The sequence below is a fragment of the Photobacterium rosenbergii genome (genome assembly GCF_003026455.1).
GTDB lineage: Bacteria > Pseudomonadota > Gammaproteobacteria > Enterobacterales > Vibrionaceae > Photobacterium > Photobacterium rosenbergii.
Window position 1 is genome coordinate 18,735 of the sequence record NZ_PYMB01000021.1, and the last position, 25,046, is coordinate 43,780.

At 50.8% G+C, this 25,046-nt stretch carries 23 protein-coding genes and 5 tRNA genes; 16 read left to right on the top strand and 12 right to left on the bottom strand.

Annotation, left to right across the window (positions count from 1 at the left end; genetic code table 11):
• The first annotated feature begins 69 nt into the window (after positions 1 to 69).
• A complete protein-coding gene (locus tag C9J01_RS23630) occupies positions 70 to 684 on the top strand; it encodes a LysE family translocator (RefSeq protein WP_107300578.1) in 615 nt (204 codons plus the stop codon).
• A 73-nt stretch (positions 685 to 757) separates the two neighbouring features.
• Here the strand turns inward: C9J01_RS23630 and smrA are convergent, their stop codons facing one another.
• Both smrA and C9J01_RS23640 read right to left on the bottom strand, forming a co-directional pair.
• Complete coding sequence (gene smrA / locus C9J01_RS23635; RefSeq protein ID WP_107300579.1) at positions 758 to 1,339, bottom strand: DNA endonuclease SmrA; 582 nt, start codon at positions 1,337 to 1,339, stop codon at positions 758 to 760.
• Positions 1,340 to 1,558: 219 nt separating this feature from the next.
• Positions 1,559 to 1,699, bottom strand: a complete 141-nt coding sequence (locus tag C9J01_RS23640; protein ID WP_107300580.1) for a DUF3149 domain-containing protein — start codon at positions 1,697 to 1,699, stop codon at positions 1,559 to 1,561.
• A gap of 285 nt (positions 1,700 to 1,984) precedes the next feature.
• On the opposite strand from C9J01_RS23640, the gene C9J01_RS23645 reads away from it, so the two are divergent.
• From C9J01_RS23645 to C9J01_RS29690, 5 genes are all read left to right on the top strand, one after another.
• Positions 1,985 to 2,061, top strand: a tRNA-Pro gene (locus tag C9J01_RS23645).
• Positions 2,062 to 2,104: 43 nt separating this feature from the next.
• Positions 2,105 to 2,181 (top strand) — tRNA-Pro (locus tag C9J01_RS23650).
• Between the two features lie 42 nt (positions 2,182 to 2,223).
• Positions 2,224 to 2,300: transfer RNA gene (locus tag C9J01_RS23655), tRNA-Pro, on the top strand.
• A gap of 42 nt (positions 2,301 to 2,342) precedes the next feature.
• Positions 2,343 to 2,419, top strand: a tRNA-Pro gene (locus tag C9J01_RS23660).
• A 48-nt stretch (positions 2,420 to 2,467) separates the two neighbouring features.
• Positions 2,468 to 2,571: transfer RNA gene (locus C9J01_RS29690), tRNA-OTHER, on the top strand.
• Positions 2,572 to 2,677: 106 nt separating this feature from the next.
• Here the strand turns inward: C9J01_RS29690 and C9J01_RS23665 are convergent.
• A complete protein-coding gene (locus tag C9J01_RS23665; protein ID WP_107300581.1) occupies positions 2,678 to 3,541 on the bottom strand; it encodes a TraB/GumN family protein in 864 nt (287 codons plus the stop codon).
• A 150-nt stretch (positions 3,542 to 3,691) separates the two neighbouring features.
• Positions 3,692 to 6,616: a copper-translocating P-type ATPase gene (locus C9J01_RS23670; RefSeq protein WP_237157056.1), complete on the bottom strand. Its 2,925-nt coding sequence runs from the start codon at positions 6,614 to 6,616 to the stop codon at positions 3,692 to 3,694.
• A 180-nt stretch (positions 6,617 to 6,796) separates the two neighbouring features.
• Between C9J01_RS23670 and cueR the strand changes: the two genes are divergently transcribed.
• The gene (gene cueR, locus C9J01_RS23675) at positions 6,797 to 7,189 is read left to right on the top strand and encodes a Cu(I)-responsive transcriptional regulator (RefSeq protein WP_107300583.1); all 393 of its coding nucleotides are present in this window, start codon (positions 6,797 to 6,799) and stop codon (positions 7,187 to 7,189) included.
• An 83-nt stretch (positions 7,190 to 7,272) separates the two neighbouring features.
• Here cueR and C9J01_RS23680 read toward each other — a convergent pair whose 3' ends face one another.
• The 3 genes from C9J01_RS23680 to tesA all read right to left on the bottom strand — a co-directional run bounded on the left by C9J01_RS23680 (position 7,273) and on the right by tesA (position 10,140).
• Positions 7,273 to 8,127: a co-chaperone YbbN gene (locus C9J01_RS23680; protein ID WP_107300584.1), complete on the bottom strand. Its 855-nt coding sequence runs from the start codon at positions 8,125 to 8,127 to the stop codon at positions 7,273 to 7,275.
• 550 nt (positions 8,128 to 8,677) lie between these two features.
• Positions 8,678 to 9,517 carry an SDR family oxidoreductase gene (locus tag C9J01_RS23685; RefSeq protein ID WP_107300585.1) on the bottom strand — a complete coding sequence of 280 codons (840 nt, stop codon included), beginning with the start codon at positions 9,515 to 9,517 and terminating at the stop codon, positions 8,678 to 8,680.
• A gap of 23 nt (positions 9,518 to 9,540) precedes the next feature.
• Entirely contained in the window at positions 9,541 to 10,140 is a 600-nt protein-coding gene (gene tesA, locus C9J01_RS23690; protein WP_107300586.1) for a multifunctional acyl-CoA thioesterase I/protease I/lysophospholipase L1, read from the bottom strand.
• On the opposite strand from tesA, the gene C9J01_RS23695 reads away from it, so the two are divergent.
• A complete protein-coding gene (locus C9J01_RS23695) occupies positions 10,139 to 10,813 on the top strand; it encodes an ABC transporter ATP-binding protein (protein ID WP_107300587.1) in 675 nt (224 codons plus the stop codon). The two genes, tesA and C9J01_RS23695, sit on opposite strands and share 2 nt — an antisense overlap.
• Entirely contained in the window at positions 10,810 to 13,266 is a 2,457-nt protein-coding gene (locus C9J01_RS23700) for an ABC transporter permease (RefSeq protein WP_107300588.1), read from the top strand. The genes C9J01_RS23695 and C9J01_RS23700 overlap by 4 nt, the downstream gene beginning before the upstream one ends.
• 93 nt (positions 13,267 to 13,359) lie before the next feature.
• Here C9J01_RS23700 and C9J01_RS23705 read toward each other — a convergent pair whose 3' ends face one another.
• Complete coding sequence (locus C9J01_RS23705) at positions 13,360 to 14,268, bottom strand: TIGR01777 family oxidoreductase (protein WP_107300589.1); 909 nt, start codon at positions 14,266 to 14,268, stop codon at positions 13,360 to 13,362.
• Positions 14,269 to 14,486: 218 nt separating this feature from the next.
• Here C9J01_RS23705 and C9J01_RS23710 point away from each other — a divergent pair, with 218 nt between their 5' ends.
• The 6 genes from C9J01_RS23710 (at position 14,487) to focA (ending at position 18,587) form a co-directional block, all read left to right on the top strand.
• Entirely contained in the window at positions 14,487 to 15,221 is a 735-nt protein-coding gene (locus C9J01_RS23710; RefSeq protein ID WP_107300590.1) for a DUF1538 domain-containing protein, read from the top strand.
• A gap of 10 nt (positions 15,222 to 15,231) precedes the next feature.
• Positions 15,232 to 16,026, top strand: a complete 795-nt coding sequence (locus tag C9J01_RS23715) for a DUF1538 domain-containing protein (protein WP_107300591.1) — start codon at positions 15,232 to 15,234, stop codon at positions 16,024 to 16,026.
• Positions 16,016 to 16,366, top strand: a complete 351-nt coding sequence (locus C9J01_RS23720) for a P-II family nitrogen regulator (protein ID WP_107300592.1) — start codon at positions 16,016 to 16,018, stop codon at positions 16,364 to 16,366. The genes C9J01_RS23715 and C9J01_RS23720 overlap by 11 nt, the downstream gene beginning before the upstream one ends.
• A complete protein-coding gene (locus C9J01_RS23725; RefSeq protein ID WP_107300593.1) occupies positions 16,363 to 16,770 on the top strand; it encodes a CBS domain-containing protein in 408 nt (135 codons plus the stop codon). The genes C9J01_RS23720 and C9J01_RS23725 overlap by 4 nt, the downstream gene beginning before the upstream one ends.
• Positions 16,771 to 16,846: 76 nt before the next feature.
• A complete protein-coding gene (gene yfcE, locus C9J01_RS23730; RefSeq protein WP_107300594.1) occupies positions 16,847 to 17,395 on the top strand; it encodes a phosphodiesterase in 549 nt (182 codons plus the stop codon).
• 346 nt (positions 17,396 to 17,741) lie between these two features.
• The gene (gene focA / locus C9J01_RS23735; RefSeq protein WP_107300595.1) at positions 17,742 to 18,587 is read left to right on the top strand and encodes a formate transporter FocA; all 846 of its coding nucleotides are present in this window, start codon (positions 17,742 to 17,744) and stop codon (positions 18,585 to 18,587) included.
• Between the two features lie 130 nt (positions 18,588 to 18,717).
• Here the strand turns inward: focA and C9J01_RS23740 are convergent, their stop codons facing one another.
• From C9J01_RS23740 to C9J01_RS23750, 3 genes are all read right to left on the bottom strand, one after another.
• Positions 18,718 to 20,040: an anaerobic C4-dicarboxylate transporter gene (locus tag C9J01_RS23740; RefSeq protein ID WP_107300596.1), complete on the bottom strand. Its 1,323-nt coding sequence runs from the start codon at positions 20,038 to 20,040 to the stop codon at positions 18,718 to 18,720.
• Between the two features lie 301 nt (positions 20,041 to 20,341).
• Positions 20,342 to 22,480 (bottom strand): phosphate acetyltransferase, encoded by a 2,139-nt coding sequence (gene pta, locus C9J01_RS23745; protein WP_158264594.1) that lies wholly within the window; start codon positions 22,478 to 22,480, stop codon positions 20,342 to 20,344.
• A 167-nt stretch (positions 22,481 to 22,647) separates the two neighbouring features.
• A complete protein-coding gene (locus tag C9J01_RS23750; RefSeq protein ID WP_107300598.1) occupies positions 22,648 to 23,844 on the bottom strand; it encodes an acetate kinase in 1,197 nt (398 codons plus the stop codon).
• A gap of 332 nt (positions 23,845 to 24,176) precedes the next feature.
• On the opposite strand from C9J01_RS23750, the gene yfbV reads away from it, so the two are divergent.
• Positions 24,177 to 24,629, top strand: a complete 453-nt coding sequence (gene yfbV / locus C9J01_RS23755; RefSeq protein ID WP_107300599.1) for a terminus macrodomain insulation protein YfbV — start codon at positions 24,177 to 24,179, stop codon at positions 24,627 to 24,629.
• Positions 24,630 to 24,699: 70 nt separating this feature from the next.
• Here yfbV and C9J01_RS23760 read toward each other — a convergent pair whose 3' ends face one another.
• Positions 24,700 to 25,002 carry a DUF6172 family protein gene (locus tag C9J01_RS23760; protein ID WP_107300600.1) on the bottom strand — a complete coding sequence of 101 codons (303 nt, stop codon included), beginning with the start codon at positions 25,000 to 25,002 and terminating at the stop codon, positions 24,700 to 24,702.
• Between the last annotated feature and the right edge of the window lie 44 nt (positions 25,003 to 25,046).

Consider the following 25,046-nt stretch of genomic DNA (forward strand, 5'->3'; position numbering starts at 1 on the left):
CTCGCATAACCTTCACTTGCTAAAGTCTGTCTATCAGAAAAAATTAGCTCTAGCGGATAGGAACTAACAATGACATTCAGTATTTGGCTTTCGTTACTTATGATATGTATGCTCGGGGCAATGTCGCCGGGACCTAGTTTGGCCGTAGTTGCCAAACACAGTTTGGCGGGAGGTCGCCTGCATGGCGTCGTTACGTCTTGGGCACATGCCGCTGGTGTTGGTGTTTATGCTTTGGTGACGTTGCTCGGCCTTGCGGTGGTACTCAAGCAGTCACCAACCTTGTTTAATGTTATTACCTATGCGGGTGCGGCCTACCTTGCGTACCTTGGTGTCAATGCCCTACGTTCGAAAGGCGGTGTAGCGGCAAAATTGGCGGCAGGCAAATCGACCAGTTTGGTAGAAGCGGCCCGTGACGGTGCAATGATTTCACTACTCAACCCCAAGTTGGCACTATTCTTCCTTGCATTGTTCAGCCAGTTTGTCGCTGTCGGGACTGAATTTAGCAGCCGAGCGATTATTGTGGCGACGCCTCTGCTGGTGGATGGCCTATGGTACACCTTGATTGCTTTTGTGTTGTCGAACCCTAAAGTATTGGAAAAACTACGGACCAAGGCACAACTGATTGATAGGCTCTCTGGTGTGGTGCTTATCCTGCTAGCAATGCGGGTGGTTATCCAGGCCTAATGAGGGGCATGAAGGGACTAAAAAAGGAGCCACAGGCTCCTTTTTTGTGTATTGCAGATAGCAATAAGCAGGGCTAGCCCTGTCGCTTGCTATGGCGTTCGCGGTTTTCTAGCTTACGCTCTGGGCTCTTTTTCAGCATGACGTAGAGTGCACCGTTACCGCCGTGTTGGCGCAGTGCTGAGTGGTAGCACATCACATCGGTAATTTGTTCCAACCAGGTAGCCACGTAACTTTTCATCATCGCTGGAGGGTTGGATTTCTCTCCCTTACCATGGACGATAATCACAGTACGGATATCCATCCGCTGGCACTGGCGAAGGAAGTTAACGACCTCGTCACGGGCGTCTTTCAGGGTTTTTCGGTGCAGATCCAGTCGGGCATTGATGTCGTATTTACCCAAGCGGAGTTTGCGGAATACACCTTCCTGAACACCATCACGCTTGAACCCCAGCATGTCGTCGGGCTTGACCATTTTGGCGTAATCTAAAGACAGGTATTCAGGATCGCCGTCAGACAAGGTCTGCGCTGCCAGGCGTCTTGCGAGTTGGGCTTCGGTAACTTGGTGTTTGTGGGCGACTTCGACTTTGTCCTGTTTGATAGGAGCGACATCAGCCATCATCTCTCGGAAGAGATCTAATTCATCGTTCTCAGACATGGTGTTTCAGGGTTGAAGGCATATATGTCCGATTATATACCCAAGTCCCTGCAAGTTGCATGTTTGAACGGAAATTGCAGGAGAGTTTTGCGGCCGGAGGTGGCTGAACAAGGATAACGATGAAGGAGGGAGTTAATATTTGAGTGGGAAGGAAATAAATCCAGGGCCTCAACCGACAATTTGGACCCTGGCGCAAGCAGATGACATTGCGAAATGGCTCTAGTGAGGAGAGGGTGCTGACAGTGCTTTGTAAACAAAGTAACCGCCAAAAAATAACATTAATCCCAGCGCGGCAAAGATAACAATCATTGACGACAGGCCTACGGCATTACCAAAAAGTAGATCTAACCAAAAATCCATAAGTATTCCTTTAGGTCGCGGGATAGAGGTCATAAGATAAACAATGCAGCAAAAATGTTGTGATGATCTGGATCAATGGTTTACGGGTTGTATTAACTTTGTGTTAACTAGTGCGGTTGCGATCACTTTTTCGCCTTGGTTGGTAGTTCTGTGAGCAATCGAGTATGGTTTTTTTTAAAAATGAGTATTTCTGCTTGCGTAAATTCTTTGGCTGAGTATTATAAGCCACCTCAGCAGTGATGCTGATTCAAGTAAAGAGTTTCAAAGGCTTTTTACTTACTTCGTCGGTGAATAGCGCAGTTTGGTAGCGCATCTGGTTTGGGACCAGAGGGTCGGGGGTTCGAATCCCTCTTCACCGACCACTATTCTTAAATAGTGGCAACTCAAAACGCCATTATTTATCGTCGGTGAATAGCGCAGTTTGGTAGCGCATCTGGTTTGGGACCAGAGGGTCGGGGGTTCGAATCCCTCTTCACCGACCACTATTTCAAATAGTGGCAGCTTAAAACGCCATTATTTACAGTCGGTGAATAGCGCAGTTTGGTAGCGCATCTGGTTTGGGACCAGAGGGTCGGGGGTTCGAATCCCTCTTCACCGACCACTACTTCAAATAGTGGCAGCTTAAAACGCCATTATTTACTGTCGGTGAATAGCGCAGTTTGGTAGCGCATCTGGTTTGGGACCAGAGGGTCGGGGGTTCGAATCCCTCTTCACCGACCACTATTTAAAGCCTCAGTCGAATGACTGGGGCTTTTTCATTTCTGGCTTCGGTGAATAGCGCAGTTTGGTAGCGCATCTCAGATTTTTGGGATTAGCGGACCAGAGGGTCGGGGTCTGGAAGCCCAGCCGCGTCGAATCCTCTTCACCGACCACTCTTCAAAGCCTACAGGAAAGTCCGGGACGCGCAGTTTGGGGCTTTTTTCATTTCTGGCGCCGGTGAATAGCGCAGTTTGATAGCGCATCTCCACCACCACACCATTAGCTGCATGACGCTTGTTTACTTTGGCTCAGTTGCTTGATTGAAAAGCCTTTTTGTCTGAGCAATTCATGCAGCCCTTCCTCTCCCAATAGATGCATCGCGCCGACGACTATCAAGAACTTTCCTCGCTGGTAGGTAGGATCCCCAATCAGTTTATCCGCCCAGTCGTGGTTGCGATCAACGATCAGGGCAGAATCGGTATCGTCGTCATACTGGCTTTCGTCAAACAGGGTATCAAGCTGTGCTTGGTCGCCAGCTTGCCATGCATCGATCAGGCAAGAAAGCTGGCCTGCCATTTCGTCCCATTCATTGACCGTGGCCATCAGTAGGTTTTTGCCATGATCGTCCAGCTGCTCCATCAAGCGCAGTTGCTTTTCGATGCTTTCAAGTTCGAGTATTGGCAATTGGCTGGCCTGGGCTCGCTTGAGTAGGGTGATATCTATCCCCCTGTCTGGGCTAAGACCTGCTTGTTCAGCCATTTTCATCTGCAAGCTGATTGCAGCCAGCCAAGGTGGGGAGCTTAGCAGTGGTGAGGAAGATAAACCGGCGAGTTTGGCGGTCGCGGCTAAAGATTGTTTTTCAATGTCTGTTAACATCTCGGCGGTGGTTGCGACGGTTGGGTTGAGCTGCGCCGAGCTTGGCTTGAGGATGTTGGCTTCAACCACAAGGGCATCGGCACTTTCCCAATGGGAAGTAAACGCCGTTGGTAGCGGGTAGAAACCGTCGTCGCCGGCATGGATGGAGCCGAGGATGATAAATTGGCGGTGGGCATCTTGGGCTTGCCAAACTAAAGGTTCGGCTACCACGCTGGTCGTGATGAAGGGCAGCAGTAGGGCTGCCCGGGTGAAGAGTGCTTTGAGCATAATGATCCTGTGGGCTGAAATAACCAGATATCTAATTGTTATATCAGCTCACTATAGGATCGGATAGGGCTAAAGAGTTACTTTTTAGGCTGGAGCCAGAACCACCAGACAATAAAGGCAATAGCAAGGAACCCAATGATAGCGACCATATTAATTCTCCGTCTGTGGCTGTGAGTGGGACTTTACGGTTTGCCTTTCTTCACCGTCAGGCTTGAACAGCCTCAAGCGGTTAGCATTGCTGACCACGGTGATGGAAGACAGCGCCATAGCTGCCCCCGCGACAACTGGGCTGAGCAATGCTCCCGTAAACGGGAACAGGATACCAGCCGCGACAGGGATGCCTAAGGTGTTATAGACAAAGGCCCCAAACAGGTTTTGCTTCATATTGCGCAGGGTGGCTCTGGAAAGCTGCAGCGCATCAGGTACACCATGAAGAGAGTGGCGGACCAGCGTCAGTTGGGCGCTTTCTATTGCTACATCGCTGCCGCTGCCCATCGCGATACCGATATCGGCTTGGGCCAGTGCGGGCGCATCATTGATGCCGTCTCCGACCATAGCCACCCGCTTGCCTTGGGCCTGGATTTTCTCCACTTCGCTAGCCTTGCCGTCTGGCAGCACACCTGCAATGACATGTTCGATACCCGCTTGCTTGGCGATGGCATTCGCTGTCGCTGGGACATCACCCGTCAACATGATCACATCCAGCCCCATGTTTTTCAGGCGCTTGATGGCGGCAACCGAATCATGGCGGATAGGGTCGCTAACGGCCAGTAAACCAGCCAGTAGGCCGTCGACCGCGACATAGATTGGGGTTGCACCTTGCTCGCTGGCACTATCAGTGGCTTGCTGGGCTTGGTCAATATCAATCTGGTGTTGAGCCATCAACTTCTGGTTGCCCAGTAGGACAGTGTGCCCCAACACTTCACCACTGATGCCATAGCCGGGTTGGGCTTGGAAATTCAGTTGCGGCTCTAGGCTAAGGGCTTCGGCTTTGGCGGCGTTGACAATGGCTGTTGCCAGCGGGTGCTCGGAGCCTTGCTCGAGGCTAACTGCCAAGGTCAGTAATTGGCCTTTGTTGAAGCTGTTGTAACAGTTGCTGCTAACAAGGGCTGGTTTACCTTCAGTCAGGGTGCCGGTCTTATCCAGCACAACAGTATCGACATCGGCTGCAATTTGTAGCGCTTCAGCGTTGCGGATCAGGACGCCGTACTCTGCCGCACGGCCAACCCCGACGGTGACCGACATTGGGGTGGCAAGGCCCAGTGCACAAGGGCATGCGATGATCAGCACTGTTGTTGCCGTTACCAGCATATACACCGATGAAGGATCCGGCCCGAAGTAGTACCAAATCATGGCGGTAACGATGGCGATGATCATGACGGCAGGCACAAAAATAGCGGAAATGGTATCGGCCAACCGGGCCAAAGCCGGTTTGCTGCTTTGCGCTTGGCGTACTAAATCGATAATCCTTGCCAGCATGGTATCGCGGCCTATTTTTTCCGCCGTAAACAACAAGCTACCATGTTGGTTGATGGTACCTGCATGGAGGGTATCGCCTGTTTTCTTGTTGGCCGGGATCGGCTCTCCGGTCAGCATAGACTCATCGATATAGCTCTGGCCTTCGAGGATGGTGCCATCAACCGGGACTTTAGCGCCGGGATGGAGGCGCAGCACCATACCGGTACGGACATCAGCGAGTGGTACTTCGCGCTCTTCGCCATTGTCGACGATGATGGCAGTTTGAGGCTGTAAATCCATCAACTGTTCGAGCGCTTTGGAGGTCCGGCTCCGGGCGCGGGCTTCAAGGGCATGTCCCAGCGTGATCAGGCCTAGGATCATTGCCGATGCCTCGAAGTAGACATGGCGGGCTTGCATCGGTAGCAAATCGGGCACGAGCACAACGAAAGTTGAATACAGCCATGCTGCGCCGGTACCCAGCGCGACAAGGGTGTCCATGGTTGCCCGGTGGTGTTTGAACGCTTTCCAGGCATTGACGAAGAAGTGCTTGCCGACGGTAGCCAGCAAAACCAGGGTGATGATCCCGACCACCCCCCAGCCGATTTGGTCAGCCCGGGACGCTATCATCATGCTGCCACCGAAAACGCCCCAGGCCATCAATGGCCCACCGACAGCCAGCGCGATATAAGCATTCTTGATGTGTTGGCGGTATACCTTCTCATTCTGTGCCTGCTGGCGTTGGCGCCGGGTCAGTTCGTCTTCAGATAATTCAGCTTGGTACCCTGCGTCTTCAACCGCTTGGATGATCTCGTTGCTTGGGGCATTACCGCTCACCAACGCCGTCCGCTCAGCCAAATTGACACTGGTGGATGAAACGCCGGGTACGCTGAGAATCGCTTTCTCGACCGAACTGACGCAACTGGCACAGGTCATCCCTGATAAGATGAACTGCAGTGAAGCCGATTCGTTATCCGACATTTCACCCTTATCGTGAGGTACATCAGTAGTGGCTTTGCCTGAAACGGTTTCAGCCTTGTCGCTAGTGGTGCTTTTGCTTGCAGGTGCGGCGCTAAACCCAACCGATTCAATCAAGCCGATAACCTCAGCCTGAGCCAGTGAGGTTTTAACGCTGGCATGGGTTTTGGCCACCGAGAAGCTGTCGATATCGGCATGCTCTTTGAATAAGGCTTCGACTTTGGCGACACATTTACCACAGCTTAGGCCGGACAAGGAGAGCTCATAGGTAGTCGGCGTCACTGCTGGTTGCTCTGTATTATCAGAAGGTACAGTGAAACCGAGAGATTCAATTAGCTCAATTAATTTTGCTTCAGGTAGCGTACCCGTTGCCGTTAGCTCTGTTTTGCTGACATCAGAAGAGAAGATTTCAGGTTGGCTGTCCAGTGCTTCCTTGACCTTACGTACACACTTGCAGCATGACAGGCCTGCTAGTGGCAGTTGGTATTGATAACCTGCTTCATAGCCAAGCTGGGAAATGGCATCGATTGCTGCCAAAGGGGCAAAGGTGCCCTGTAGGTTAGCTTGCTCGGTATTGACGTCGACAGACTCGACGCCCGGTAATTCTGTGAGGGCCGCTTTGATTTTGTTCGCGCAGTTCATGCATCGCACTTTTCGTAGCGGTAGGGTTAACTCGACCATTTTGAAGCCTTACTGATAAGACAGTTTGATTCATTTAAGGTAATCATAAAGCTTCCATCAACTGGAAGGTCAATACATTTTGAATACCACCGAGAAAAGCAATAGAATGACGCTAACCTTCCATTAACTGTAAGGCTGAGTATGAATATCAGTGAAGTGTCCCAGCAGACTGGGCTGACGACTAAGACCATCCGCTTTTACGAAGACAAGGGCATTATTTCACCGCCGGGCAGGGCGGCGAACGGTTACCGCCAATACAGTGCCAAACATATCGATGAACTGCATCTGATCCGGCGTTCGCGCTTGGTGGGCTTTACCCTTGATGAAGGCCGAGAGTTGTTGGCGTTCTCCCGTGATCCGCAACGACGTAGTGCCGATGTCAAAGCCAAGGCAGAGCAAAAGCTGGTGGAGATTGATGAGAAGATCAAAGAGCTGCTGGAAATGAAGCAAACCTTGGAAACGTTGACCAAGCAGTGCCCGGGCGATGAGGGGGCAAGTTGCCCGATCATTGAAGGGCTGTGTCGGCATGGATAATGCCCTTTCTAGATACCCCTCTTCCCATGAAAAAAGGCAGGGATAACCCTGCCTTCTCAAGTTTGTCTATTAAACCCGTTCGCTTAGTAAAGCAGTGAGTATAGCTGGCGGCGGTATTTACTAGCGACAGCATTACCTTGGCCAAGTGCAGCCAGGATGTCCATCATGGTTTTCTTGGCGCCACCATCGGCAAAGTTCATGTCTTTGCGAAGCAGGCCGATAAGTAGTTCCAATGCCTCTTCCGCACGTTCAACTTGGCTGTATTGTACGGCAAGCTCAAAGGCAATTTCATTGTTGCCAGGTTCCGCGGCTAGTTTCTCTTCTAACAGGCGGATTTCCGGCGAATCGCTGGCTTGTTGGTGTAGCTCCAGTTTTGCCATCAATCCTTTGTACTTGGCATCTTGATCTTGCATTGGAATGGTCGCAAGTAGGGTTTCTGCCTCATCGTATTGAGACGTTCCTAGCAGGCATTCGGCAAGAGCCAGGTTGATCACGCTGTTTTGGGTGAACTTGGTCGCCAACTCACGCAGTACCGGCAATGCTTCGTTATATTGCTGGTTGTCGACTTGCTCCAGTGCCGCTTTCAGCGCCAGTTCCTCTGGGCTTGGCAGGTGTTTGGCCAACATTTCCATGAGGCTTTGCTCGGTCTGCGGACCGGCTGCGCCATCAACAGGCTGGCCATTTTTGAATACGGCAACGGTTGGCAAACTACGAACGCCAAACTGGCCTGCGACCATTGGCTGGGCTTCACAGTTAAGGGTCGCCAGGGTGACTTGGCCTTGGTAGGACGCCGCCAGCTTTTCCAAGATTTGGTTGACTTCGGCCGTCTCAGGCATAGAAGGGGCCCAGAAACTGATCACCACTGGGGTTTGCATCGATTGCTCGATCACCTGTTGCAGATTCTGTTCGTTCAGTTCGATGGCTAGTTGGTCATACATGGGTTTATCTTCACTCCCTGGACTTCTGAAAAAGCGCGTAGGCCATAAATTTCTTCGTTGTGATAGTTATGGGGGGGAAGGCGAGGATTTTCAAGGTGAAACAGTGAGAAGGTGATGGTCGTGGCTAAATAGAGATTAGGCTGGCGCTGTCGAGACAAATAAAAATGGAGAGCCCGGCTCTCCATTTTTATTGAAACGTCAACAGCAATGCGAGTGTCACACACACGCAAAGGATATTTATTTGGCGTAATGTCATTGTCACACCTTTCTTTATTCTTTATCGGAACGGTTACAGGGAAATTAAAGGCCGGTAGGGAACAACCTCAATTTACACTACAAGCTTAACCGTGCTGTGTGACACAAATATGACATTTCTTGCTTTTTTTGGCGGAAACGCTGCTTCCGCCGGTCTATTCAGTGTTTTTTCAGGTTTGTTGGTCCCCAGTGGTGCTTTTTTGATCCCGGTTATTGGTAAGTGACTTATTTTGTTGTGTATTTATTGAGCGCTATTCGCCAGTGTTATGTTTGGGGCGAAGGCTAATTCAGTTTATTAATCACTTTTGACCAACAGGGAATCGAGTAAACGGGTAGGCAAAATACGGCGCAGGAAACCAAAGATATAAGTGGGCTGTGTAACGTAGTATCGGGCCTTTGGCTCTGCGGTTCCCATAATGGCTTGTAATGGCTTCAACACCGATTCAGGGCCAAGGGTGAATTTGCTTGACGGCGAGTCTTTACCTAATCGGTCTAGCGTATTTTGGTAACTGGCTTGGTGGCGTGAGTTGCCCATATCAATATATTGTTCGAACTTTGCCTTGGCATTGGCCCTGAACTGGCTCTCAATCGGGCCGGGTTCGATCAAGCTGACCTTGATTGGGGTGTTGCTCAGTTCGAGGCGTAGAGTATCGGTATAGCCTTCAAGGGCAAATTTACTGGCGTTGTAGGCGCCACGGTACTTCATGGCAACTAGGCCCAGTACCGAGCTGTTCTGGACAATTTTACCGCTGCCTTGGGCCAGCATCACTGGGATAACCAATCGGGTTAGGTGGTGCCAGCCAAACAGGTTGCTTTCAAATTGCTGGCGTAGGGCTTGGGTTGGTAAGTCTTCCAGCGCGCCTGGTTGGCCGTAGGCGGCATTGTTGAACAAAACATCCAGAGTGCCTCCAGCGATTGCCAGCGCATCGGCAAACCCTTGCTCGATTGAGGTTTCGTTGTCCATGTCCATCAGCACACAGTGCAGGCCTTCGTCCTGTAGGCGCTTGACATCATCTTGTTGCCGGCAACTAGCGATAACCTTGTGGCCTTGCTGGTGCAGTGTTTTCGCACAGTAATAACCGATGCCGCTGCTGCAGCCGGTGATCAGGATTCGGAGCGGGTTTGTCGCCGTCATTGAGGGCATCCTTGTCTGTTGAATTAGAGGTGTGGGGCAAGCTCTTTAGCCATGAAATCGGCTATCCACGGCTGGGCATCAGGCTTGGGATGCAGGCCGTCATCCATCATCCATTCCTGCTTGAGGATAATGTGCTCGAGGAAAAAGGGCAGCAATGGGATCTCCAGTTGCTCACTGATATCTTGATACACTTTTGCGAACTGGTCGCTATAGCGCTTGCCGTAGTTTGGCGGTACAAATATCTGCATCAGCAGCGGGTAAGCACCTGCTTGCTCTATCTCAGTGATCATCTCACTGAGATTATTGCGTATAGTTGTAGGAGGAAATCCTCTGAGCCCGTCGTTGGCACCCAACTCAATCAAGACGAAATCAGGTTGGTGTTGCTCGAGTAGGCGGGGAAGCCGAGCCATCCCATTACCTGTGGTGTCGCCGGAGATACTGGCGTTGACCACAGTGACATCATGGCCATATTTTTCAAGCTCAGCATCCAGTAGGTTCGGCCAGCTTTGTTCGGCCTGCATCTGGTAACCGGCACTGAGGCTATCGCCCAGTACCATCAGTTTGGCCGCGAGGGCGTGCTGAGTGAAAACAAGAAAAAAGATTACTGAAAGGAATCGCATCATGTCTACATCCGTGATTAAAGCTGTATCAGTGTCCAAGCAGGTGACGACAGCATCATCGTCGCTCACCATTTTGCAGGATGTTTCGCTCGAGGTCGAGCAGGGAGAGGCAATTGCCTTGGTGGGTGTTTCAGGGGCGGGTAAGTCGACGCTGATGACCTTGCTAGCCGGGCTTGATATCCCAAGCCAGGGCAGTATTGAATTGCTAGGTAAGCCACTGGCGGCCATGAATGACGAGGCGCGGGCGGCACTACGCAGTGACAGCATCGGCTTTGTATTCCAGAGCTTTTTGCTGATCCCATCACTGTCGGCTCTGGAGAACGTGATGTTACCTGCCATTATCAAGGGAGAGGAAGCCGATGAGGGGCGGGCACGGGAGCTGCTTGAAAAAGTCGGTTTAGACGGCAGGGAAGTTCACCTACCGGCACAGCTATCAGGGGGGGAGCAACAACGTGTAGCTCTAGCGAGGGCATTTATGACTCGGCCCAAGGTGTTATTTGCCGACGAGCCGACCGGTAACTTGGACCAGCATACTGCAGCCAATATCATCGAGCTGCTGTTTGCCCTCAACCGCGATCACGGTACTACCTTAGTATTGGTGACTCATGATCCCCAGCTAGCCCAGCGTTGTGACCGGACCTTGACACTTGAAAGTGGGAGTTTGGTAGCCGCATGACAGAAATGACAGAAATCCAATCCGATTCCCCGTCCGTTAACCGTTCGATGCTGCTCAAGTGGAGCTGGCGCGAACTTTGGCATGGCCAGTTATGGCCGGTCGCCGTGGCCCTAACACTGATCATCGCCTGTGTGTTTGCCTTAGCGGCCTTGGTGGTCAGGGTTGAGAAGATCATGGTCGATCAGGGGCGATCCATGATTGCGGCCGATTTGGTGTTTCGCTCGGCCAACCCGGTTGAACAACCGACTTTGGACAAGGCGGAGCAGCTTGGGTTGGTCACCTCCCAACAAGTACGCTTCGGGACCATGGCTTTCAGTGATGAAGCCATGCAGCTTGTCAGTGTCAAAAGCGTTGAGAGTGACTTCCCGCTAAGGGGGGAGCTTGAGCTGAAAAGCCCGTCCGGTATCCACCATCAGGTGCAGCCTGGTGAGCTATGGCTCGCGGAGCGGTTATTTGATCTGTTGAAGGTCCAACCCGGAGATGTCTTGGCTATTGGTGATGCCGAGCTCAAGGTTAGCGGGACAATCGTCCAAGAGCCGGAGCTGTCATTCAATCCGTTCAGCCAAATGCCGGCCGTGCTCATCCATGCCGATGACTTGGATAACACCGGGGCAATCCAGCCGGGTAGCCGGGTCCAATACCGGGCTTACTTCACTGGTGCAGATAGCCAGCTCAAAGCATTGCAGCAGCAAGTCGAACTTGAGCCGGGGCAGCGTTGGTTGAGTGAAACTTCACAAGGGCGAACGGGTGATGTGATTGAAAAAGCCCGCCAGTACCTGTCGCTGACGCTAATTTTGGTGATCTTGATGGCGACTGCCACCTTAGTGCTGACCTGTATGCATTATGCCTCGACCCGGACCGAGGTTGTGGCAATGATGAAAAGTTTGGGGGCGAGCAAGAAGTGGCTGTGGCAATGGTTGGCCCGCCAGCTCGGCATGCTCTTTAGTCTTGCACTGGTCGCAGGGGTAGCGATTGGTGCTTTGTTGGAGTATTTACTGCGGGTGCCTTTGGTAGATGTATTGCCTGATCCTTTACCGGGGATTGGCTTTACGCCGCTGGTTGTAAGTGTACTCGTTGCCTTGCTGGTTGCGATCCCGGGCATGGGCATTCCGCTATTGAAGCTGGTGGATGCGCCTGCTATCTCGGTAATACAGCGAATGGATAGCTGGAAAACCAGCAACAAGGGGTATGCTCTGGCCCTATTGCCATTGGTGGCAGGGTTGTTGTGGCTGGGAAGCAATGGGTTGATGTGGTTGACCTTGTTAGGGCTCGCTGCGATCCTTGTCATTCTTGCCGTGGTTGGTGTCTCTATTGTCAGGGGGCTCAAGCGGGGCCGCTGGGGGCCAGCGATTACCTTGGCACTGAGCCGTATCAACCGCAGTCCGATGGCGACCGGGGCCCAGTTGGCCGCCCTGACTAGCTCGTTGATGCTGCTGACGGTGATTTGGCTGCTACGCTCTGATTTGCTGGCTGACTGGCAACAAACCCTTCCTGCGGACGCACCGAATGTGTTTGCCTTGAATATTAGCCCAGAGCAGCAAGAAGAGTATCTCAACTATTTGGATCAGCAACAGGTAATGCGTTCCGACAGCTATCCGGTAGTGCGTGGGCGGATAACCCACCTCAACCAAGAAGACTTATTGGAGCGAGCTAAACAGGGTGACCAAGAAGTAGATGGCTCATTGCGCCGTGAACTCAATTTGACCTGGCGTGATTCTATCCCTGTCCACAATAAAGTGATCGCTGGGGACTGGCAGGCAACGAACGGGGTCTCAGTTGAATCGGGTGTGGCTGAAAGGTTAGGGATCACGGTGGGTGATACCTTGGCTTTCAACGTAAACAGCCAACCTTTCAGTGCAGAGGTGACCAGTATCCGTGAGGTCGAATGGCGCAATATGCGACCCAATTTCTTCTTTATCTTCACGCCTGATGTAATGGCCGATATTCCGGCCACGTGGTTGGTAAGCTTCCGTATTGAGGCCGACCAACAGGCTGTGGTTAACCAACTTGGCCGGGATTACCCAACGGTTACTTTGCTGGACTTGCGAACCATGGCAACCCGTATTCAGGGCATCATGCAGCAGGTCTCCTTGTCGCTGTCGGTGCTGGCCGGTTTAGGTGTGGTCAGTGGCCTGTTGCTGGTGATGACCTTGCTACGCCTGAGCTTGGCCCAGCGCCGGGACGAAATCCGTTTATACCGGACATTGGGTGCCAGCCGCAAAAGAGTCTCGGCTACAGTGTGGGGCGAGTATGGCATTATGGCCTTGCTGGCAGGTGTGATGGCGGCGGCCGGTGCTGAAGCTGTCGTTGCGGCTTTGGTCAAATGGGGCTTTGAACTGCCGGTAAGCTGGCACCCGGGAATGTGGCTGGTCGTGCCGATGCTGTCGTTGTTGCTGGTGGTTGTGATTATCCGCTCGATGATCAATAGCTTGCTGCAACCGGTGCGGGGCTAGGTAGAACCCTATCCGGGTATTGTGGTTTTGCAAAGCTCCCCATATCGGGGAGCTATTTTGTATTTGCTGTTCGTGCTCAACCGGAAACAATATTTACCTGGAAACAATATCACCCAATGCCACCTCAATGGTTGTGTATTGAAAGCTGTAGCCGAGATCTTCGAGCTTCTTCGGTATAGCTCGTTGGCCTTCAAGTAACAACGAGGCCGCTTCGCCAAGGGCCAGCTTGAGTACGAAAGCCGGGGTGAAAAAAAGGTGGGGGCGGCGCAGCGCTTTGGCTAACGCTTGGCTAAATAACTTGTTGGTGACGGGTTCTGGCGCAGTGAGGTTGAAAGCGCCCTTTGCCGTTGGCGTTTCCAGTAGGAACACTATCGCATCGACCATATCTTGAAGGTGGATCCAAGGCGTATATTGCGAACCATTGCCAATCGGCCCGCCAAGACCAAGCTGGTAGGGGGGAAGCATTTTTGCCAAGGCGCCACCATGTTTCCCCAGCACAATACCGGTCCGGAGCAGGCAGACCCGGGTTTGCTCGCTTTCTGCACCGAGCGCAATCTCTTCCCAGCGTTGGCAGACGTGGTGGGCAAAATCTTCGTGGTTGACATGATCACTGATGGCAAATGACTCGTCGATGACGGTGTCTTTCTGGTCGCCATAAACCCCTACTGCCGATCCGCTGATGAAGGTATGGGGCGGTTGGCTGCCAGCTTGAATTTTTGCAACTAACTGCTCTGTCATGTCCCAGCGGCTATGGCAGATTTTCTTCTTTTGTTGCGGGCTCCAGCGTTTGTTGATGATCGGCTCACCGGCGAGGTTGATGACCGCATCAAAGTCATCAAGGTTATCGAACTGGTCAAGGGAGTCGACGGCGTTAATCTTACCGCCTAGGTTTTGGCTCGCTTTGGCCGGGTCACGGCTCAACACGGTGATATCATGTTGTTTGAGCGCATTGATCAAGGCTGAGCCGATAAACCCGGTTCCGCCGGTCACTAATATCTTCATACTTCTCCTTTGAGGCAATGCCTTTGCCCATATTGGTATGGCTCTCGGCATAAGTATAGCTAAACCAAAGGCTTGGTATCGCTAACTATGTTCTTTATGCCATCTTGTTATGTGGGCTAGCTCTCGTGTTGGCACATAAAAGCTGTGTCTATATCCGTTTGGGGAGTACCTTGAAGGTATACCCTTTTTTGATTACCGGGCGACAGCCAGGAGGTGGAATGTCGTTTGTACTCGCCCTGCTGAAATCCCTGCTTTCCAGTCTACGTGACTTATTGCCGATCATCTTAGTGATAGGCTTTTTCCAATTGGTGGTTCTGCAGCAACCAATGCCCAAGCTCGGCCCGATTCTGGTTGGCCTAGCCTTTGTTGTGATAGGTCTGACCCTGTTTGTATTCGGGCTGGAAATGGGATTGTTTCCAATCGGCGAGTCAATGGCACGCTCCTTTGCCAGTAAAGGAAGCGTATGGTGGCTGCTGTGTTTTGCGTTCTGCTTAGGGTTTGGTACCACGATTGCCGAGCCTGCGCTTACTGCAGTGTCAGCAGAAGCCGCCAAGGTTGCTGCTAGAGGGGGGCTGATAGCGACAGATGCCAAAAGCCAACTGGACTATGCGACAGGATTGCGTTTGACGGTGGCTCTGTCGGTCGGTATTGCCATTATGCTCGGGGTGATACGTATTTTGAAAGGCTGGCCAATCCACTGGATGATCATCGGGGGCTACTTGCTCGTGATGATCATGACCTGGTTTGCCCCTCCAGCCATTGTCGGGATTGCCTATGACTCCGGTGGGGTGACGACATCGACCATTACCGTCCCGCTGGTGGCGGCGCTAGGGGTTGGGCTAGCCTCGTCGATAAAAGGCCGTAACCCGATAGTTGATGGTTTTGGCTTGATCGCTTTTGCCTCGCTGACACCGATGATATTTGTAATGGCCTACGGCATGCTGGTGCATTAGGAGGATTGGGATGACAGAGCTCCATGGGATTATTCCCCACTTTTTATCCACTTTGCTGATGACAGTGCGAGATGTCATACCGATTGCCATTATTATTTTCGGTTTCCAGCTTGTCGTGTTGCGCCGCCCGGTCACCAACTGGCCTAGGGTCGCGCTAGGGTTCGTTTATGTCGTCATCGGCCTGTCATTTTTCCTGCTTGGCCTCGAACTGGCGCTATTCCCTCTAGGGGAGTCTATGGCAGCCCAACTGACAGCCATGGATTTCTTGTTCGATAGTGGGGAAGGGATCCCGGATGTTATTCCCTGGACCCAGTATTACTGGGTATACATTTTTGCCGCGGCCATCGGTTTTAGTACGACTATCGCTGAGCCTTCTTTGATTGCTGTGGCCATAAAAGCGAATCAGGTTTCGGGCGATACTATAAGTGTTAACGGCCTGCGTATCGCTGTTGCGCTCGGGGTCGCGGTGGGCATTGCCTTAGGCAGCTACCGGATTGTCGCCGGAGACCCGCTTCATTATTACATCTTGGCGGGTTACTGCGTGGTGGTGGTGCAGACCTACTTTGCACCGAAGATGATTGTCCCCTTGGCCTATGACTCCGGCGGGGTAACAACATCGACGGTGACTGTACCTATAGTCACGGCATTAGGGCTAGGGTTGGCCTCCACTGTGCCGGGAAGAAACCCGATGCTCGATGGGTTTGGGCTCATTGCGTTTGCCAGCCTGTTTCCGATGATCACAGTGATGGCTTATGCCCAACTGTCGGCAAGGCAGGCTAAGAGGAGAGAAGGAAATGCGATTTAAGTTGTTATTGGCCTTTGTAGAAGATGCGAAAACCGATGCCGTGTTGGATGCTGCGCGCAAAGCCGGGGCGACAGGGGCAACGGTGATCAACAATGCCCGCGGCGAAGGTTTGTACCAGAAAAAAACCTTTTTTGGCCTTGGGCTCGATGTCCAGCGGGATGTGATCTTGTTTGTGGTCGAGGAGCATCTGGCCAGGACGATTCTGGAAACCATTGAGCGGGTCGGGGATTTTGACTCTTCCTCTGGGCAAGGTATTGCTGTCCAACTCGATGTTGAAGATGCGGTGGGGGTGGCCCACCAGGTTGAAACATTAACCAAAGTTGTTGAGGCGAAGCTATGAGTGATGACACCTTGGTCCGGGTACGGGATGTAATGATGGACACCTACGCGACGGTTGAAGGACTGACAACAGTGGCAGAGGCGATTCGTATTGCTAAACGAAAGCAAGTGAAAGCGTTGATCGTCAATAAGCGTAATGAAGACGACGAGTACGGAATTGTGCTAATGAACGATATCGCCAAAAAGGTGTTGGCGCTGGATCGTTCGCCCGAGCGGACCAATATCTATGAAATCATGACCAAGCCAGCTTTGTCGGTCAGTGCCACCATGGATGTCCGCTACTGTGCCCGTCTGTTTGAGCGTTTTGGTATCAGCCGCGCACCAGTCATCGAGAGTGGCCATATTATCGGTATGGTGAGCTATAACAACATCGTATTGAACGGCATGCTGCGGGAAGAATCGTAACGGTTAGCGCAATGGCATTGTCATGGGCTTAGGTGTAGGATCACAGTCATCCTGTACCGAAGAAAGATCTCCTGACATGAAATTGTTTTTTGCTTCTGATATTCACGGCTGTGCCGACAGCACCCGCCGTACTCTGGCAAAGTTCGAGCAGAGTGGGGCTGACCACCTGATCCTACTTGGCGACGTGCTCAATCACGGTCCACGCAACGCACTACCTGCGGGCTACGCACCGATTGATGTAGCCGAGCAGTTGAACCAGCATGCCGAGAAGATCACCGCAGTACGAGGTAACTGCGACAGTGATGTTGATCAGATGCTGTTGGAATTCCCGATGATGGCAGATTACAACTTGGTACTGCTGCCAAATGGCCGCCGCTTGTTTCTGACCCACGGCCACCTTTACAACGCTGACAAGCACCCGCGTCTGCGCGATGGTGACGTGGTGGTGTCAGGCCATACCCACCTTCCCGTTGCTGAAAAGAAAGATGCCCTTTATGTCTATAACCCTGGTTCGGTGACGATTCCTCGTGGTGAGTACCAGGCCAGCTATGGCCTACTGGAAGACAATACGCTCAAGGTGCTCTCTTTTGATGATGAGATCATCTGCCAGGTTGAACTGGCGTAATTGAAAAATAATTCATCAAGTATCGAGAAGGCGGCTGTTTAGCCGCCTTTTTTGATCTCGGTATATCTTGTTTACAGGCTTGGGGCTGTGCATAAGATTCCACTGCTATGCACATATGGGTATAAATGTAGTTGCAATGTGACGGCATGTTAGCGCGATTTGAATCTTTGGCGTACAGATTTGTTGCTCGATGTTTACAATATTTGTTGATTCGAAATATCCGAGTAATTCGTTCGTATATCTCGAATTATTGTTTTGGCGAACCCTTGAATATTTGTGTGATAAAAGTCACTATCCTCGCCTCCTTATTTTTGTGTATTTCAAGATGTGTCAGGTGCCAAACAATATGTGTCAGAATCAGTTTGATTCGTTATTACCGCCACAAATGGCGGAGAAAGCGGCCGAGGTAGGTGTAAGCAAGGCCACCAAAGATCCGATGAAGTCGTTGCTACTGGCGATCACCGCTGGGATGCATATTGGTATTGCGTTTGTGTTCTATACCACAGTTACTACTGGTGCTGGTGACATGCCGTGGGGAATGTCGCGTTTTATCGGTGGTTTGGCATTTAGCCTAGGTCTTATCTTGGTTGTGATCACCGGTGGCGAGCTGTTTACCAGTTCTGTGTTGACGCTTGTTGCCCGTGCCAGCGGAAAGATCAGTTGGAAGAGCCTGTGGCTCAACTGGGGTGTGGTGTATATCGGTAACCTACTCGGTGCGCTGATGCTTGTTGCGATCATGCTGATGACCAAACAGTACATGTCTGGCAGCGGTGCGGTCGGTATTAATGCGATGCAAATTGCCCAGCATAAGCTGCACCATGACTTCATGCAGGCCGTTGCCTTAGGCGTAATGTGTAATGTACTGGTGTGTGTGGCGGTATGGATGACCTTCAGCGGCCGTACCCTGACAGATAAGATTTTGGTGATGATCCTGCCGGTAGCGATGTTCGTTTCATCGGGCTTCGAGCACTGCATTGCCAACATGTTCCAGGTACCGATGGCTATTGGTATCAAGCACCTGGCCACACCTGAATTTTGGCAGATGTCGGGTATGAACCCGGCGGATTTTGCCGACTTGACCCTGAGTAATTTTGTAATCAATAACCTGATCCCGGTGACACTGGGGAACATCATCGGTGGTGGTGTGTTTGTCGGTATGGGTTATTGGATTATCTACTTACGCAACAAGTAAGTGGGGAGTACCGTGTTCTACGTTTACTAGCTTGGTATTGAGTTAGTTTTTTATTTCTTGTGTTGATTCGAGTCTGACATGTTGGCCGCTACGGATGTAGCGGCCTTTTTTTATTTCAGTTCAGGGTGGCTTAGTTCACCATCATAGAGATGAAATAACCAATAATCGTTGCCGAACCCACACCAATAAAGCCTGGGATCATGAAGCTGTGGTTCAATACGTACTTACCGATTGCCGTAGTGCCCGAGCGGTCGAAGCTGATAGCAGCGAGATCACTTGGGTAGAACGGGAAGAAGAAGTAAGCGTAACACGCCGGTAGCACACCAATCAGTACAGCAGGGTCGATACCAAGGGCAAAACCTAGTGGCATCATAATAGTCAGCACGGCTGCCTGGCTCTTCAGGAACACAGACACGAAGAACATCGCAAAGGCAAAGGTCCATGGGTAAACGTTCACCATGCCGCTTACCAAGCCAACGAGGTACTCTTTATGGTGGCCGATAATAGTGTCACTGAACCATGCGATACCGAAGATGGTGATCACCGCGCTCATACCGGCAATAAAGACGTTGCTGTTAACAATACGCTTAGGTGAAATCTTAGTGGTTAGCAGGATAACCGCACCGACCGATAGCATCATGAACTGGATAGCAACCGACATGCCAACACCTTGTGGCAGTACTTGCTTGCTGAACAGTGCGATACCGACAACGGCAAGGATACCGAGCAGGAACACAGTAAGGCCTTTCTTCGCGGTACGCTCGTGTTCTGCTTCCTCTTCGGCAGAACCTTCCTGATCAGGGTCAACCAGGCTGTTGCGGAACTCTTCGTCTTCAAGGCGCGCTTGGAATTCTGGATCTTTGTCCAAGTCCTTACCACGCTTCAAGCTCCATAGGCAGGCAATCAACAGGCCGCCGAAGGTGGCTGGAATGGTAACCATCAAGACGTTGATGAGGTTGATATCGAGGTTGTTGTCCATCGCTGTTGCCATCACAACGGCAGCCGCCGCAGCGATTGGGCTGGCAGTGATACCCATTTGCGAAGCAACGGTGGCCATTGCCATCGGACGCTCAGGGCGGATACCTTTTTTATAGGCGACGTCATAGATAACAGGCAGTAGCGGGTAGACCGAGTGGCCGGTACCAACCAGTACTGTTAGTGAGTAAGTACAAATCGGGCCAAGGAATACCACATGCTCTGGGTGTTTACGAAGCAGGCGCTCGGCAAATTTAACCAGTAGCTTCAAGCCACCGGTGGCCTCAAGGGTGGCAGAGGCGGCAACCACTGCGAGGATGATAAGCATAACGCCGACAGGCGGTTGGCCCGGGGCGATGCCAAAAACAAATGTCATGACAGAGACACCAAGGCCCCCGAGTAGACCAAAGGCGATACCGCCGTGGCGTATACCGATCAAAATGACAGCTAGCAGTAATAACAGGTGTATCCAGAACATTATTCCATTATCCTTGTTTCATATAAGTCAAAAACCGCTCGAACTTCTGCACTAAGTTCTTAACCCGGGTTTATAAACCATCAACTACGCCAAAAGTGGTATACAAGTTCCGAAAAAACATTCCGTTAACGAATAATCATACTCTTTATGTGGGTATTGTGAATTCGGTCACCATATGATGTCAGTTGCGTGAAAAAAGGAGGAATAAATATTCAGCGGAATATATAAGAAATTGATTTTATATGGGTAAAAAAATGCCCCGCAGTGCGGGGCATTGAAACATTATGCAAGTAACTCAATATTACTTGTTAGCGTCGTCAGCTTGTTTAGCCTGAATCGCAGTAAGAGCAACGGTGTAAACGATGTCGTCTACTAGTGCGCCGCGAGATAGGTCGTTAACTGGCTTACGCATGCCCTGAAGCATTGGACCGATAGATACTAGGTCTGCAGAACGCTGTACCGCTTTGTAAGTCGTGTTACCAGTGTTTAGGTCTGGGAATACGAATACAGTTGCTTTACCAGCTACAGGCGAGTTAGGCGCCTTAGAAGCCGCAACGTTTTCCATGATCGCAGCATCGTACTGAAGAGGACCGTCGATCACTAGATCTGGACGCTTCTCTTGAGCTAGCTTGGTCGCTTCACGTACTTTCTCAACGTCTGCACCCTTACCAGAAGTACCGGTAGAGTAAGAGATCATTGCTACGCGAGGCTCGATGCCGAATGCTTTTGCAGAGTCTGCAGACTGGATAGCGATTTCTGCTAGCTGCTCAGCTGTTGGATCAGGGTTGATCGCACAGTCACCGTATACCAGTACCTGATCAGGTAGTAGCATGAAGAATACAGAAGATACGATAGACGCATCAGGTGCAGTCTTGATGATCTGGAATGGAGGAACGATAGTGTTCGCAGTGGTGTGAACCGCACCAGAAACCAGGCCGTCAACTTCGTCGTTTTCTAGCATCATTGTGCCAAGGAAAACAGAATCCTGAAGTTTTTCACGAGCAACAACGTCAGTCATGCCTTTGTGGCCACGTAGCTCTACAAGACGAGCAACGTAGTTCTCACGTACTTCATCAGAGTTGATGATAGTTACGCCAGCACCTAGAGTTACGCCTTGCTGCTCAGCAACACGCTTGATGTCTTCTGGGTTACCAAGAAGCACACACTCAGCGATACCACGCTCAGCACAGATAGCTGCAGCTTTAACAGTACGTGGTTCGTCACCTTCAGGAAGAACGATACGCTTAGCCGCTTTACGTGCAAGCTCAGTTAGCTCGTAACGGAATGCTGGTGGGCTTAGGCGACGCTCTTTGGTTGAACCTTCAGTAAGAGATTCAATCCACTGGCCGTCAATGTGGCTTGCCATGAACTCGTTAACTAGCTCAACACGCTCTTTATCGTCAGCTGGTACTTCTAGGCTGAAGCTCTGAAGGTTCAGAGAAGTCTGCCAAGTGTTACCCATTGCAGTCATAACAGGTAGGCCTGTTTCGAATGCACGCTCACAAAGGTCCATAACTGGCTTAGGTAGCTCGTAGCCACCAGTAAGCAGTAGTGCACCGATCTCAACGCCGTTCATTGCAGCAAGACATGCAGCAACGATTACGTCAGGACGGTCTGCAGAAGTTACTAGCAGAGAGCCTGGGCGGAAGTGCTCAACCATGTGCGGGATAGAACGCGCACAGAAAGTGATGCTCTTGATACGACGAGAAGCGATGTCACCTTCGTTGATGATTTCAGCGTTTAGGTGCTTAGCGATGTCAGTAGAACGAGTCGCGATCAGCTCAGCGCTCCAAGGTGCACAGCCTAGTACACGGATTGGGCTTGAGTTGAATACCTGCATAACTTCAACGTTTGAAGGTACAGTGGCTTCAGCGTCGTCGAAGATTTCAGATAGGTCTGGGCGAGTACGGCCTTCAGCGTCAACAGGTGCGTTAAGCTTGTTAACGATAACACCAGCGATTTGCTTGTTCTTGATACCGCCGAAGTTAGAACATGCTACTTCGATACGCTCTTTAAGTTGAGCTGGGTTATCAGTACCAGGTGCAACAACGAATACGATTTCCGCATCCAGAGTCTTAGCGATCTCGTAGTTGATCTGGTTAGCAAATGGGTGCTTGCGAGTTGGTACAAGACCTTCGATCAATGCAACTTCAGCGTCAGCGGTTGCTTCTTTGAAGCGTGCAACGATGTCTTCTAGTAGCACGTCGCTCTTATCGTTACGGATAAGCTCTTCTGCACAAGCCATTGAGAATGGTTCAGCCACTTTCATATCGCTGTTAGCAGCAATGATGTTAGTTGTTAGATCTGGCTGACCGCCACCGTGACGTGGCTGAGCGATAGGCTTGAAGAAAGAAACGCGAACACCTTTGCGCTCCATTGCACGAAGCACACCTAGGCTTACGCTAGTAAGACCAACTCCGGCACCAACCGGAACAAGCATAATAGTACGGGACACTATGGATTCCTCAACTATTGAAATACGACAGCGCTGTGCAATAACGATGGGTGAACCGGTATTGGACAGCACCACAAAAAAGCATGACTTAAGGTCATAAGCCATGAAAAAACGGCCGGCCTAGGCCAGCCGTTGAAATCAGTATCGACCGATTAGATTTCAGCTAGACGAGCTGTATCTTCAGCGATAACTAGTTCTTCGTTAGTTGAAACAACCATTGCAGGAACACGGCTGTTTTCAGTAGTGATCACACCTTCGCCGCCGAAACGTGCTTTAAGGTTAGCTTCACCGTCAACTTCAACACCTAGGATAGCAAGGCGGTTTAGAACCATCTCACGGATAGGTGCAGAGTTTTCACCGATACCGCCAGTGAAAGTGATTGCGTCTAGGCGACCTTCTAGAGAAGCAGTGTAACCAGCAACGTACTTAGCTAGACGGTGGCAGAACACGTCCATTGCACGTGTTGCTTCTTCTTTCTCGCCGTAGTTGTCTTCAACGAAACGACAGTCAGAAGTCACTTCAGTCAGACCCATTAGGCCAGACTCTTTAGTTAGCATGTTGTTGATTTTCTCAACAGAGTAGCCAAGGTTGTCGTGCATGTGGAAGATGATAGCTGGGTCGATGTCACCACAACGCGTACCCATTACTAGACCTTCAAGAGGAGTTAGACCCATAGAAGTATCTACAGACTGACCGTTCTTGATTGCACAAACTGAAGCACCGTTACCTAGGTGACAGTTGATGATGTTTAGCTCTTCTTCTTTCTTACCTAGCAGCTTCGCAGTTTCGCGAGTGATGAATAGGTGAGAAGTACCGTGCATACCGTAGCGACGGATACCGTGCTCTTTGTATAGGTTGTACGGTAGAGCGTATAGGTACGCTTCTTCAGGCATAGTCTGGTGGAACGCAGTGTCGAATACAGCAACGTTCTTAAGCGCTGGGAAAGACTTCTGAGCAGCTTTGATACCGATGATGTGAGCAGGGTTGTGAAGAGGTGCTAGAGTTGCACAGTCTTCGATACCTTTAAGTACGTCACCGCAGATCAGTGCTGACTTAGTGAACTGCTCGCCGCCGTGTACTACACGGTGACCGATAGCTTTTAGGTTTTCAGCTAGTTCTGGCTTAGACGCAAGAATTGTGTCTACCATGAACGCTAGTGCTTCTTCGTGAGCAGCGCCGTCGCCTAGTTGAGCTTCGTGCTTGCCGTCAAGTTTCCACTTGATACGTGCTTCTGGAAGGTGCAGACATTCTGCAAGACCTGTCAGGTGCTCTTCACCTGATACCGCGTCAACAACAGCGAACTTTAGAGAAGAACTACCGCAGTTAAGAACTAAAACCAGCTTAGACATGAGTGACTACCTATAATCTGTCTGAAAGTTGATATTCAACTGAAATAAAAATTACCCATAGAATAGACGACTTTTCGACAAGTCGGTCTAGTCAGGGTCAAAATCGTGCTACATCCGTATCAAGTAGAATCGTGTAACCCAGATTCTGGGCCATCCTTGGAAGTGCCTTCAGTTGCCAGAACGATGATTACAGGCAACAATAAATGTAGGCGTGCATAGGATAGCGATTGTGGTGCAATATAACAAAAGTATTTTTAGAAAAAATTAATTTGAATCAAGTTTGTTATCGCTGGTTTTGAATTTTTACTGATTTTTTTTAAGTTTGGTGGTTTATGAGTCAACAACATTCTATTTGGCAAGCTTTCCGTCATGGCCAGGATTACATGGCTACGTGGCCAATGCGTAAAGAGTTGGCCATCCTGTTTCCCGAGCAGCGCTACATAAAAGCGACACGTTTTGCAATGCGAGTGATGCCAGCGGTAGCGGTTATCAGTGTTCTGAGCCAGATGGCCTTTGATAACTATGACGCCCTGCCACAAGCTATCACCATTGCTTTATTTGCCCTGAGTATGCCTTTGCAAGGGCTGTGGTGGCTTGGCAAGCGGAGCCGAACCGACCTGCCGCCGTCACTGGCAAGCTGGTACCGTGAGATCCATGACAAGATTGTTAGTGAAGGGTATACGTTGCAGCCACTGAAAAGCCGCCCGCGCTATAAAGAGTTGGCTCAGGTATTAAACCGTGCCTTCAAGCAACTGGACAAATCCTCGCTGGAGCGTTGGTTTTGATAGGGCATTTGTTTTAAGTTGATTTGAATACAAAAAAAGTAGCCAGCGGGCTACTTTTTTTGTTCGACGATTACTCTTCGTCTTCAACTTGGCGCTTGGTGCGCACAGCTGGCTTAGCCAAGATTTCCAAGTAGAAAGAGGTCAGCGACAAAGATTCCGCTTCGTCGATGCACTTGTTGATTTCTTTAACGTGGATTACCTTTGCTTCCTGCTCGGTGTGACCATATTTACAGTCGAAATCCCAGTAGTCAGCGCCTGCTGGCAGGGATTTGTTACGTTCACGCTTGAGGTATTTCTTTACCTCGAACTTTACAGCTTCGACAACGCGTGGAACCGCTTTCTTCGGGTGAGTTAAAGCAAATGTTTTTTTCATCGTTTTCCTAAAAATCAATAAGGCCCAGAACATGCTGGGCACGA

What these genes read in the sequence shown, in the direction of transcription:
- C9J01_RS23630 (WP_107300578.1), top strand. Translation starts at nt 70, where the DNA reads ATGACATTCAGTATTTGGCTTTCGTTACTTATGATATGTATGCTCGGG.
- smrA (WP_107300579.1), bottom strand. Translation starts at nt 1,339, where the DNA reads ATGTCTGAGAACGATGAATTAGATCTCTTCCGAGAGATGATGGCTGAT.
- C9J01_RS23640 (WP_107300580.1), bottom strand. Translation starts at nt 1,699, where the DNA reads ATGGATTTTTGGTTAGATCTACTTTTTGGTAATGCCGTAGGCCTGTCG.
- C9J01_RS23665 (WP_107300581.1), bottom strand. Translation starts at nt 3,541, where the DNA reads ATGCTCAAAGCACTCTTCACCCGGGCAGCCCTACTGCTGCCCTTCATC.
- C9J01_RS23670 (WP_237157056.1), bottom strand. Translation starts at nt 6,616, where the DNA reads ATGAACTGCGCGAACAAAATCAAAGCGGCCCTCACAGAATTACCGGGC.
- cueR (WP_107300583.1), top strand. Translation starts at nt 6,797, where the DNA reads ATGAATATCAGTGAAGTGTCCCAGCAGACTGGGCTGACGACTAAGACC.
- C9J01_RS23680 (WP_107300584.1), bottom strand. Translation starts at nt 8,127, where the DNA reads ATGTATGACCAACTAGCCATCGAACTGAACGAACAGAATCTGCAACAG.
- C9J01_RS23685 (WP_107300585.1), bottom strand. Translation starts at nt 9,517, where the DNA reads ATGACGGCGACAAACCCGCTCCGAATCCTGATCACCGGCTGCAGCAGC.
- C9J01_RS23695 (WP_107300587.1), top strand. Translation starts at nt 10,139, where the DNA reads ATGTCTACATCCGTGATTAAAGCTGTATCAGTGTCCAAGCAGGTGACG.
- tesA (WP_107300586.1), bottom strand. Translation starts at nt 10,140, where the DNA reads ATGATGCGATTCCTTTCAGTAATCTTTTTTCTTGTTTTCACTCAGCAC.
- C9J01_RS23700 (WP_107300588.1), top strand. Translation starts at nt 10,810, where the DNA reads ATGACAGAAATGACAGAAATCCAATCCGATTCCCCGTCCGTTAACCGT.
- C9J01_RS23705 (WP_107300589.1), bottom strand. Translation starts at nt 14,268, where the DNA reads ATGAAGATATTAGTGACCGGCGGAACCGGGTTTATCGGCTCAGCCTTG.
- C9J01_RS23710 (WP_107300590.1), top strand. Translation starts at nt 14,487, where the DNA reads ATGTCGTTTGTACTCGCCCTGCTGAAATCCCTGCTTTCCAGTCTACGT.
- C9J01_RS23715 (WP_107300591.1), top strand. Translation starts at nt 15,232, where the DNA reads ATGACAGAGCTCCATGGGATTATTCCCCACTTTTTATCCACTTTGCTG.
- C9J01_RS23720 (WP_107300592.1), top strand. Translation starts at nt 16,016, where the DNA reads ATGCGATTTAAGTTGTTATTGGCCTTTGTAGAAGATGCGAAAACCGAT.
- C9J01_RS23725 (WP_107300593.1), top strand. Translation starts at nt 16,363, where the DNA reads ATGAGTGATGACACCTTGGTCCGGGTACGGGATGTAATGATGGACACC.
- yfcE (WP_107300594.1), top strand. Translation starts at nt 16,847, where the DNA reads ATGAAATTGTTTTTTGCTTCTGATATTCACGGCTGTGCCGACAGCACC.
- focA (WP_107300595.1), top strand. Translation starts at nt 17,742, where the DNA reads ATGTGTCAGAATCAGTTTGATTCGTTATTACCGCCACAAATGGCGGAG.
- C9J01_RS23740 (WP_107300596.1), bottom strand. Translation starts at nt 20,040, where the DNA reads ATGTTCTGGATACACCTGTTATTACTGCTAGCTGTCATTTTGATCGGT.
- pta (WP_158264594.1), bottom strand. Translation starts at nt 22,480, where the DNA reads ATGCTTGTTCCGGTTGGTGCCGGAGTTGGTCTTACTAGCGTAAGCCTA.
- C9J01_RS23750 (WP_107300598.1), bottom strand. Translation starts at nt 23,844, where the DNA reads ATGTCTAAGCTGGTTTTAGTTCTTAACTGCGGTAGTTCTTCTCTAAAG.
- yfbV (WP_107300599.1), top strand. Translation starts at nt 24,177, where the DNA reads ATGAGTCAACAACATTCTATTTGGCAAGCTTTCCGTCATGGCCAGGAT.
- C9J01_RS23760 (WP_107300600.1), bottom strand. Translation starts at nt 25,002, where the DNA reads ATGAAAAAAACATTTGCTTTAACTCACCCGAAGAAAGCGGTTCCACGC.